Below are 10,010 nucleotides of genomic sequence, written 5' to 3' on the forward strand. Positions count from 1 at the left end.
CGTCCTGCCTCCCACGGTGATGGGTCTGTATCTGCTTTTTCTGCTCGGGCAAACACCACTGCTCCGGGAAATGAAGCTCCTCTTCACCCTCCCCGCGGCCATGCTCGCCGCCTTCACAGCAGCGTTGCCTCTGGCGGTGACGGGGGCCCGAACAGGTTTCGCGGGCGTTCCGAAGAATCTGGAGAACGCCGCACGCTCTCTCGGCGACGGGGAATGGCGTGTCTTCTTTCGCATTTCCCTTCCTCTGGCCCGGCGGTCACTTTTTGCAGGAATGGCTCTCGCTGCGGCCAGAGCGCTGGGGGAATTCGGTATCACTCTCATGATCGCCGGCAACATGCCGGGACGAACCCAGACGCTTCCACTCTACATCTACGGACGGGTGGAGATGATGGATTTTTCGGGAGCCCACGCGGCGGCGTTGCTTCTCGTCTTCGTCGCATCGGTCTGTCTTTTGACGGTCCATCGTCTCGAGGAGGGGCGCCATGAACTTTCCCGCTGATGGAACCCCATCCGTGCTCCCGCTCGAGCCGGAGACACGGGCTTTTTCAGAACCGGAAGAAATGGCGTCCCGAATCGAAGGAGCCACGTCAACGCCTGGGGAAGAACGCCAGGACACGCCGCCCTTTCCGACGCTGACGGCACGGGCATTCCTCCGGAAAGGGACTTTCCAGCTCAACGCCGAACTCGACCTTTATCGGGAGGTCACCGTGCTTTTCGGCCCGAGTGGCGCGGGGAAAAGCCTCACCCTACGCCTCCTCGCCGGGTTTGAACACCCGGAGAGAGGGCGCATCGTCCTTGATGACACAGTTCTCCTCGATACGGAAAATCATGTTTGCGTTCCTCCCGGAAAACGGCGAATAGGCATGGTCTTTCAGGATCTGGCCCTCTTTCCCCACCTCACCGTTTTGGAAAACGTCGCCTACGGTATCGGCAAAGAGCGTTCCGAAAACGCACGGACCGCCCCTGTGCCGGCAAAACCATTCCGAAAGTACTTTTTTGAGACAGCGCGGGAGATTTTTTCCCGACCCGGAAAGAAACCACCACGCCACGGCGAATGGGAACAGGCTCGCCTCTGGCTTTCCCGCCTAGGTATGGCGCATTTCGAGGACCGTTTCCCCTCGGAACTCTCCGGGGGACAGCAACAACGCGTGGCTTTGGCACGGGCACTGGCTCCGGAGCCGGATCTGCTGCTCCTCGACGAACCCTTCAGCGCCCTGGACGGGCCGGTCCGTCGCAATCTGCGGCGGGAACTCCGGAAACTTCAGCGCGAGACCGGTGTCCCCATGCTGTACGTGACGCATTCCGTGGAGGATGTGTGCGCCCTCGGGGATCGCATGACCTTCGTCACGGAGGGACGTTTCGCGGGGACACTCCCCGTGGAAAAGCTTTGGGGGACTCCTCTTTCGGAACTCCACTGGAAAGTTCTCGGGTGGGGAACATTTCTCCGGGGGGAGCTCCGCCTTTCTTCAGAAGGCCCCCGTTTTTCCTGGGAGGGCGGAACCCTGCAAATCACTTCCGAAAGACTCCTCGCCTCCTCTCCTTGCAACGACGAGAGCGATTCTTTCTACGCGCTGCTCGGAAAAACCAGGCAAACCAGCCGGACCGCCGCGGTCTTCGTCGCCCCTCAGGACATAAAACTGATTCATCCTGACGCTCCTGTGGACCCGTTCCTTGAAACGAATCTCTTCGAGGGACACATCGTGGAGTCGATACATCTAGGGGGCATACTTCGCCTCACCGTCGAGACGGCGGGAACACAGTGGCAGATAGAATGCGCTCCCGCAAATTTTCCGCAGAACTCCTTTGAGGAGGGGGCGATCTGCCGTTTCGCCGTACCTCCCCAAAACATCGCCGTTCTTTAGGACCGCATACAAGTGAAGGTCTTGCTGCAGGAAAAAAGCGAAGGAAAAGCGCCCCCGTTAAGCAGGGGCGCTTTTCGTCTGGGAAGGAGTGGGCGAAACAGGGCCTTTCAGGCCCGACAGGAATTGCGCCTTTCCAAGATTTTCGTCACGAGTCGACGGGAGCTTGCTTCCTGAAACGGGACATGAGATCGCTCCGGACAGAAGCACCCACGAGATGTATCAGCGGCACGACAAAGAGGGCCAGTATGCCCGAGATGGCAATCCCTCCCGCAGAGGCGATTCCGATGCCGTTGTTGAGTTCGCTTCCCAAACCCCGTGCGATCGCCAGGGGGAGCATGCCGAGCACCGCCGCCAGGGTAATCATCACCACGGGACGGAATTGATCCACCAGAGCCTGGAGCATGGCTTCCCTGCTTTCCACGCCCCCCGCGCGGAGAGTTTGCATGCGATCCACCACGAGGATGGCGTTGTTCACCACGATGCCCACCAACATGACCGTTCCGAGCAGGACGAAAATGGACATGCTCTCCCCCGTCAGAAAGAGCGCCCACAGAACGCCGATCAGGGCGAGAGGAATCGTGGCGAGAATCAAGAGAGGGCGCTTGAAGGATTCCATGATCGCCGAAAGGGTCAGATAGGTAAGAAAGATCGCGAGCACCATGGCCTCTCCGAACTCCGCTCCGGCATCGCCCATGCGTTCATAGTCCCCGCGGAGACGCGCCTCGTACCCTGGAGGAAGCAGCCCGTTGCGGACGATGCCATTCGTCAGCATCTCTCCCGCCGTACCGAGGGGAACTCCGGGCAGGAGATTCGAGAAGACTTTCGCCACGCGCTGTTTGTCGGAGCGGGTGACCTGCACGGGAGCGCGACGTTCCTCGATATCGGCGAACCCTGCGAGCATGACCGGCATCCCCGAGGAGCCGGGGATCTGAAACTCTTCCACTTGTTTCTTGCCTTCCCGTTCCGCAAGTTTCACCCGAATGTCGAACGTCCGTGCTCCGCTGCGGTAGACCCCTCCCTTGATTCCTTCAAGATTCGCGCGGAGAAGCACCCCCAGGGACTGGGGCGACATGCCGCTGTCGGAAAGGATGGCCCGTCGCGGGATCACACGAAGTTCCGGTTTTCCCTCCCGAACGGACGTGTCGGGATCGACGAATCCCGGAAGACCTTTCGCCATTTCCTGTATCGCCGACGCGATGCGGTCCAATTCGACGAACTCTTCCCCGGCGACCTCCAATTCCACAGGCATGCTCTGCCCTCCAATGAGATCCCCGACATTCACCGTGACGATGCTGTCCGGATAATTGCGAAGACGTCTCCGTATTTCGTCGAGAATATCATCCATCCCGAACGCACGCTTCGTCTTGTCCGAGAACTTGAGGAGCATCTGGGCCAGATAGACGCCTTCCGAGACCTGGCCGGGCAGACTGTCCACTTTCCCCACGCTCGAATAGAGATGTCGCAGTTCCGGCAGATCGCGCAGCAGTGCTTCCGCCTCCTGAATCCGCTCCACGCTCCTCGAAAGGTCCTGCCGCGTGGGATATTCGAACTTGACGAAGACTTCGCCCCTGTCGATTTCAGGCGAGAAACTGAAACCGATCCGCGGCATCAGCGACAGGGAATGGGCAAAGATGCCCGCCACCAGGCACAGACAGAGCACGGCAACCCAACGCCGCGCCACAAGCCTCCGAAGAAAAGCCGCGTACTTTTCAGCGGCCTTCTGCAATAGTGTGTTCCAGCGACGCTCCATGCGGTTGAGGAAGGAATCCTGCCGCCCCCCGGCGCGGAGAAGAACGGCGCATAGAATGGGCGTGAGCGTGAAAGAGATGAAGAGGGACACCAGGTTCACCGAAAGCGCCGTCAGCGCGAAGGGGCGAAAGAAGATCCCCATCAGCCCTCCCATGAGGCCGATGGGCAGGAGAACCACCACGTTCGTTCCCGCGCTGGCAATGACGGCAATGGCCACATCGGCCGTTCCCCGCCGTGCGGCCTCCCAGGGCGCGATCCCTTCACGGAAACGGCTCACCACACTCTCCAGCACGACGAGAGAGTTCGTCACAAGAATTCCCACGGAGAGACCAATGGCGAGCAGGGTGGAGATATTGAGAGAAAACTCGAGCAGGTTGAGAAAAAAGAGGGAGATGACGATGGTGAGCGGCATGGAGATGGCCACCACGAAGGTGGAGCGGAAATTGTAGAGGAAAAAGAAAAGGATCGCCGCCGTGAGGAGAATCCCCTGCCGAATGTTGCCGGTGGTGCTGTCCACCGTGGCTTGGATGAAGGAGCCCTCGTCGGAAACCCAGACGAGCTTCATGCCGCCGGGAAGCATCGTCCGCAGCCGCTCCACGGCGTTCCGAACGTTCTCCACCACTTCCACCGCATTGGCGTCGGCCTTCTTCACAATGCGGATGCTGATGCCCTGTTTTCCGTCGAGAAATGCCTCGGTACGCCGTTCCTCCGTTCCCAGAGTCACCTCGCCGAGATCCCGAAGATAACGCCGCGCTCCGTCCCTTCCCGCCACCTGAAGGGATGCGATGTCGCGCACGGAGGCATATTCCGCGTCGAAGCGGACCGAGTATTCCGAACCGTAGTCGCGCACGCGTCCTGCGGGAGTGCTGTTCACGCCTTCCCGAAGGGCCTGGAGAATGTGCACGGAGGAAAGCCCCGCCGCGGCGAGGGCATCTCTGTCGAGGCGCACATGCACCTCCCGCTCTGCACCGCCGAGAAGTTCCACATTGGCCACACCGGAGATGACGGAAAGGCGGTCCTTGAGCGTATTGTCCGCGTAATCGTAGAGATCGTCCACAGGAAGATCTCCCGTGAGAACGAGCGTCACGATGGGAGTGGCGTTGATGTCGAACTTCTGCACCACCGGTTTCTCCACACCCTCGGGAAACTTGCTCATCTCGAGGTCGATCTTCTCTCTCACATCCGTGGCAACCACGTTCACATCCACACCGAGGTGGAATTCCAGCACCGTATTGACCACGTTTTCCATACAAATGGACGTGACATGCTTGAGGCCATCCACGGCGGAGACGGCATCCTCGATCCGCTTGGCCACATCGGTCTCCAGATCCGACGGCGTCGCTCCCGGCCAGACGGTTGTGACGGTGATGTACGGGACATCCATTTTGGGCATGAGCTCCAGCGCCATCTTGCGGTAGGCATTGAACCCGAGCCCGGCGAGGGCGATGAGAAGACACGCCATGGCTACGGGGCGGCGGAGGGAAGCATCGGACAGAAACATTCTACCGGGCCTCCGACTGCGTTCGAAGAGGTGCGCCATCGTTCAAAAGGAACTGTCCCTTCACCACCACCATGTCGGACGATGTCAGGTCTCCCCCGGTGATTTCCACACGGCCTGCCGTTTCGAGTCCCGTCTCGACGCGAACCATGCGGGCAAAACCATCGCGGGCGACGAAGACGACCTTGGCGCCCCCTCTCTCCAAAACGGCCGTCAGAGGGACACCCAGTCCTTCGTGCGAGGCAAGAACAATCCTCATGTCCACAAGCACCCCGGGGACGATGCGAAGACCGTCCCCCTTCATGTCGCACTTGATCTCGAACGTGCGGAGCGTCGTGTCGACCACGGGGCTCTTGTACGTCACCACCAGGTCCTCGGGACCCCAATCCGGAGTACCGATGCGCACTATGGTCTCTCCGGGAATGACTCTGGCGTAGAACTGCCCCGGCAGAAACGCCGATGCCTCCAGGGCCGTTACGTCGTCGATGCGCAGAATGGGTTTTCCCTTGCCGGCCATCTCCCCCGGCTCGGCCATGCGTTGACTCACGATTCCGTCGAGGGGGGCCACGGTGACGGCGTCGCGCAGCTCCTTCTCCGCAATGGCCAAAGCGCTCAGGGCCTTTCGTTCCGTCTCTTTGGCGAGATCGACGAGACTTCTGGCGCGCCGCTGAAGGAAAAGCAACTGCTCATAGAGACTCTGCCGCTCTTCGAGCGCGCTTTTGCTCACCGTCCCCTCCTCGTAGAGGTTCTTGTAGCGCCGGTAGTCGACCTCGGCCTTCCGGAGCTCCACCTCGGTCTTCTGGAGGTTCGCCGCCTGCTCCTGCATACCCAAACGGGCGGACTGGAGATCCCGCTGAGCAATCTGCACTTCTTTTTCGAGGCGCAGACCGTCCAGCCGGAACAGCTTCGTTTCGCCGCCCACGACACGATCTCCCTCCCGGACGAAAATTTCCTCGATGAGATTGTCCGTCCGGGAGGAAACCAGTGCGAAGTTCTTCGCCTTCAGGTTCCCCTGAACCTTGATGACGTCTTCGAAACGAGCGGATTCCGCTTTTTCCAGCACGACGATCACGGCGTCACGGTCGTCCCCCTCCGGAAGCGCCGGTCTGCCTGAGAGGGCATCACCGGAACTTTCCGAATCGGCCCGCTCCACATTTTTCGAAAGCCCGCAGGTGCTGACCAGAAGCAACAACAGGACGACAAAACCGAGACGTTTCCGCTTTTTCCATCCGTTCCTCATCGTCATCCCTCAATTTCCCTTTCGCTCCGGATTCCGCCGAATCTTCCGGCATGCGGCGGAAAACGGTTTCCTCTTCGGGAACATTTCCCCTTCATCCGGTTGGACTCTGGTATGATAAAAACGGAAATGGACCAGTCGAAAGCAATCTGCTGATCGTGATCCCGGCGGATACTGGGTCTCACGTCTATCCAGGGAATCCACACTAGGAGGCAGTGACAATGAAACTTCTAGAATTCATTCAGCAGCATGACGATGCTTCCGCCATGGAAATCCGCCTGAAGGACGGAAGCATTGTTCGTGCGATGTTCGATCAGCTCCTTGAAGAAGACTACTTCTCCTTTTTTGTTCGCACAGAGGAAGAACAGCTTATGGAAATTGTCGGAGCGGAGGTCCAGTCCATCGACGGACAGGAGTTTGATCCGGACCCTGATGATCCAGGGCCCGGGACCGACGACATGTAGGTCAATTTTTCGTCATGGGAACATCCCATTGTTCTCACCAATGTACGGCAGCCCTCGGAGAAACAATCCGCCTTTTCCGCAACCATACCCGAAAAGCGAGCACCCGCCTTATTCCGAATCAGCCTCTCCGGCGAAGCGAAGCAGCGCCTTCACGATCCGCTTCACCTCCCCTTCGTCGAAAGGAAGACCATCGAGGACATCCATATGCATGATTCCATCCACGGCAAGGCAGACGATCGCCGCCCGCTCGAAAGAAACTCCGGAAGCCACGATCTGCTCAAAGATCCATCTATACTTTTTCCTGAGCGGCTCCATGATCGAGGAATCATGGGCCACCGCAGCGAGGAGCGCCGCGTGAATCCTTTTCCTCCCCGTCTCGCGCCCCGAAGTGAAATATGTATTCCAGGCATGCACGTGCGCTTTCAGTTCCCGGCTCGGGGTATCCGGCAATCTTTTCCGCGCCTCGAACCGCGCCTCTTCGTATTCTTCGATGAAACGCTCGATGAGTGCCTGAAGAAGCGCATGTTTCGTCGGAAAATGATAGAGCAGACCACCCTTGCTGAAACCAGCCCGCACGGCCACGGCATCGAGACTCAAATTCGCCGTCCCCATCTCGACAGCCACGGTCTCCGCGGCATCGAGGATCACGTCTCGGGAGTTCGCCCGGGAACTCATTGCCGTTCCTCCTTCGCGTTGCACCAAACGCAACTGAACCGACTGGACGGTATGTTACGGAGTCCCTCTTCCTTTGTCAAGAGAGAAACCACTCGACATCCTCTCTTGACGATGCGTAGGGAAACACCTATGCTCTTTATAGTGACTACCTTAGTGGCTACTATTTTCGAGGAGGGAGCACCCATGAGCGAAAAAAGTTTCGTCACCACGTGCCATTCTCTGGAAATTCCCCTGCAGGAAAAACCGAACCGCTGTGTGCTCGTCATGGACAAGAGCCTGACGGGGGGGCATCTCGCAAACGCCGTTGCCGTCATCGCTCTCACGGCAGGACAACGACATCCGGTCCTCGTCGGTGCGCCTCTGGTGGACGCGTCGGGAGTCGCCCATCCGGGCCTGATACCCACAGGAATCCCCATGTTATGTGCGTCTCGGGAGGAATTGAGAGAACTCCGGGAAAAAGCCCTCGCTGAAGGATGCGATGTGGTGGATTTTCCGGTTCAGGGACAGCGGACGAAGAGCTATGTGGAATTCATGGAGGCCATGACGCGAATCGAGACCGAGGATATCGAGTACACCGGCGTTGCGCTCATCGGACAGAAAAGCACCATAAACAGGCTGACGAAAAAACTCGGCCTCCTGTGAGAGAGCATTCCGGCCGCAGCGTCGGACACCGCTCCATATCGCGGAGAGTCTCGCGACGGCCTTCGGAGAGGGAAACACGGGGAGGTGCTTCGGAGAAATTCTTCAGAGCACCTCCCCGCTTGAGGGTTACTTCTGAAGGGCGGAAGGAACGTAGTGTTTTTTGAGGGTGTCGTCCATCATGAACTTGTTTCGCAACGCCACAAGATCGGCTCCGAATCGCTCCTCCAGGACTCCACGAAATTCCTTGAGGATTTCCATGATGTAGAGATCGTGACTGATCACCTCGGTAATGGGCATGACCAGTCCCGGATGCATCGTCCACGCGGCGCGGCTGCTTTCGCCCAGGGAGAGAATACCCGCCACTACCTCCCGGTCGTCCACGCTGAACACGATCCACCGGCCACCGTACTCCGAGGTGATCTGCTCGCTCATGTCATGGTGGTACACCTCAGCAAAGTCAATCTCCAGAGCCCCGTAGGAAACGATGACGATACGCACTCCTCTTGCACTTGCCTGTCGCAGCGTGGGCAGAAGCTCCTCCGCGTCCTCCCGCCAGATTTCCAGCAGGATACGCTGCCCGGCCTTTGCGATTCCATCCCGAACGCGGTCCAGAATGGCCCCGCGCCCCGAGATGTTCCAGATGCCCTCGAGCGTACGCACCGAACGGGCATAGGTATTCAGACATTCCCGCGCAACGTCCAACCGGCGCTCCGCATCGTGCCTTCTCCGTGAAATCAGTTCCTCCGGGGACAACGGCATGTAGACCGGGGTCTCTTCGTTGTTCACGAAGACATCCCCCCGAGTCACCAAATTTCCGAGAACCTCATAGATTTTCGAGCGCGGGACCCCGGACTGCAGCGATACGGCATATCCGGAAAGCGGCGCGTTTTTCAGGAGAGCCATATAGGCTTTTGCTTCGTATTCCGTGAAATTCAATTCCTTCAGCACCGAAACAAGTTCCGACGTCATTCGTGCTTTCCTCCGCCCCACACGTCTCGTGCAAACCTCTTTCTCAGGAATCTCCAAAGAAGAGTGGCACCCCTGAACAGAACAAAAGTTCCGGGGCTGAATCCCGTACCCGCACTTCCCGGCGACACGCGCAGCCGATAACGCGTGCGCTCGTGTCGGAAAAACACCCCGGCAACCACGTCCAATGATAGAGGAAGACGAGAAAAACCCAAAGAATTCCCGAAAATCACCCCGGTGTCTTCCACTATCGCCCTTTTCCTCGCCGCCGGGCAAGAAAAGTCGGTCATCCGAGGCGACCATGGTGCAACGTTCCTCTGGAAAGAGAGAACCAGATTCCGACGAAACAGAAGAATGCCGACGCGGAGAAACAGATCCGGACGCTCCGGAGAAAGGCGTCGTAGCGGGAAGGATCGATATCGCCATGCCCCAGAAGCATGGCGAATGTCATGGCCGTGACGGTCATGCTGAGCATCTGCCCCAGAAGACGCATGGTCGCCACGGAGCCGGAGGCGATCCCGTAGTGGCGGCTTTCCACGGAACCCATGATGGCGTTCATGTTCGGCGAGGAGAAAAGGCCGAATCCGACACCGAGAAGTGCCAGGCTTGCGGATACATAGGTCAGGGACGTGTTCCGATCGAGGAAAATCAGCAGACCGAGCCCCAGGACGGTGAGCCCCATGCCCGAGGAAGCGAGAACGCGGGGTTCCACCCGGTCGGAAAGACGACCCGAAAGGGGCGAACAGATGGCCTGCAGCACGGGCTGCACCACCAGAATCAACCCCGCCTCGCCGGAGGACATGCCTTTGATGTACTGGAGATAGAGGCTCAACAGAAAGGCGACGGAGAATGTGGCCGCATAGTTCACCAGTGCGGCGAGGTTGGAGAAGGCGAACACGCGGTTCGCTTCGAAGAGG

At 58.9% G+C, this 10,010-nt stretch carries 9 protein-coding genes; 4 read left to right on the top strand and 5 right to left on the bottom strand.

Going from position 1 to position 10,010, the window contains the following annotated elements; translation table 11 throughout:
* Together Q1K49_RS09790 and Q1K49_RS09795 are read left to right on the top strand one after the other, a co-directional pair.
* Positions 1 to 499, top strand: a 499-nt coding sequence (locus tag Q1K49_RS09790; RefSeq protein WP_300525612.1) for an ABC transporter permease subunit, incomplete at its 5' end; no start/stop codon positions are given.
* Entirely contained in the window at positions 483 to 1,862 is a 1,380-nt protein-coding gene (locus Q1K49_RS09795) for an ABC transporter ATP-binding protein (RefSeq protein WP_213694279.1), read from the top strand. The genes Q1K49_RS09790 and Q1K49_RS09795, both read left to right, overlap by 17 nt.
* 145 nt (positions 1,863 to 2,007) lie before the next feature.
* Here Q1K49_RS09795 and Q1K49_RS09800 read toward each other — a convergent pair whose 3' ends face one another.
* Positions 2,008 to 5,112 (bottom strand): efflux RND transporter permease subunit, encoded by a 3,105-nt coding sequence (locus Q1K49_RS09800; protein ID WP_213694278.1) that lies wholly within the window; start codon positions 5,110 to 5,112, stop codon positions 2,008 to 2,010.
* A 1-nt stretch (position 5,113) separates the two neighbouring features.
* Positions 5,114 to 6,355 (bottom strand): efflux RND transporter periplasmic adaptor subunit, encoded by a 1,242-nt coding sequence (locus tag Q1K49_RS09805; protein ID WP_213694277.1) that lies wholly within the window; start codon positions 6,353 to 6,355, stop codon positions 5,114 to 5,116.
* A gap of 212 nt (positions 6,356 to 6,567) precedes the next feature.
* Between Q1K49_RS09805 and Q1K49_RS09810 the strand changes: the two genes are divergently transcribed.
* Positions 6,568 to 6,810: a hypothetical protein gene (locus tag Q1K49_RS09810; protein WP_300525615.1), complete on the top strand. Its 243-nt coding sequence runs from the start codon at positions 6,568 to 6,570 to the stop codon at positions 6,808 to 6,810.
* 108 nt (positions 6,811 to 6,918) lie between these two features.
* Here the strand turns inward: Q1K49_RS09810 and Q1K49_RS09815 are convergent, their stop codons facing one another.
* Entirely contained in the window at positions 6,919 to 7,485 is a 567-nt protein-coding gene (locus tag Q1K49_RS09815) for a TetR/AcrR family transcriptional regulator (protein ID WP_029165703.1), read from the bottom strand.
* A 183-nt stretch (positions 7,486 to 7,668) separates the two neighbouring features.
* On the opposite strand from Q1K49_RS09815, the gene Q1K49_RS09820 reads away from it, so the two are divergent.
* Positions 7,669 to 8,127, top strand: coding sequence for a DUF2000 domain-containing protein (locus tag Q1K49_RS09820; RefSeq protein ID WP_029165704.1), 459 nt, complete (start codon positions 7,669 to 7,671; stop codon positions 8,125 to 8,127).
* 126 nt (positions 8,128 to 8,253) lie between these two features.
* On the opposite strand, the gene Q1K49_RS09825 is transcribed toward Q1K49_RS09820, so the two are convergent.
* Both Q1K49_RS09825 and Q1K49_RS09830 read right to left on the bottom strand, forming a co-directional pair.
* A complete protein-coding gene (locus Q1K49_RS09825) occupies positions 8,254 to 9,096 on the bottom strand; it encodes a TrmB family transcriptional regulator (RefSeq protein WP_300525618.1) in 843 nt (280 codons plus the stop codon).
* 283 nt (positions 9,097 to 9,379) lie between these two features.
* On the bottom strand, positions 9,380 to 10,010 hold a 631-nt coding region (locus tag Q1K49_RS09830), incomplete at its 5' end, for an MFS transporter (protein WP_300525619.1).

It is taken from the genome of Aminiphilus sp., assembly GCF_029975095.1.
GTDB lineage: Bacteria > Synergistota > Synergistia > Synergistales > Aminiphilaceae > Aminiphilus.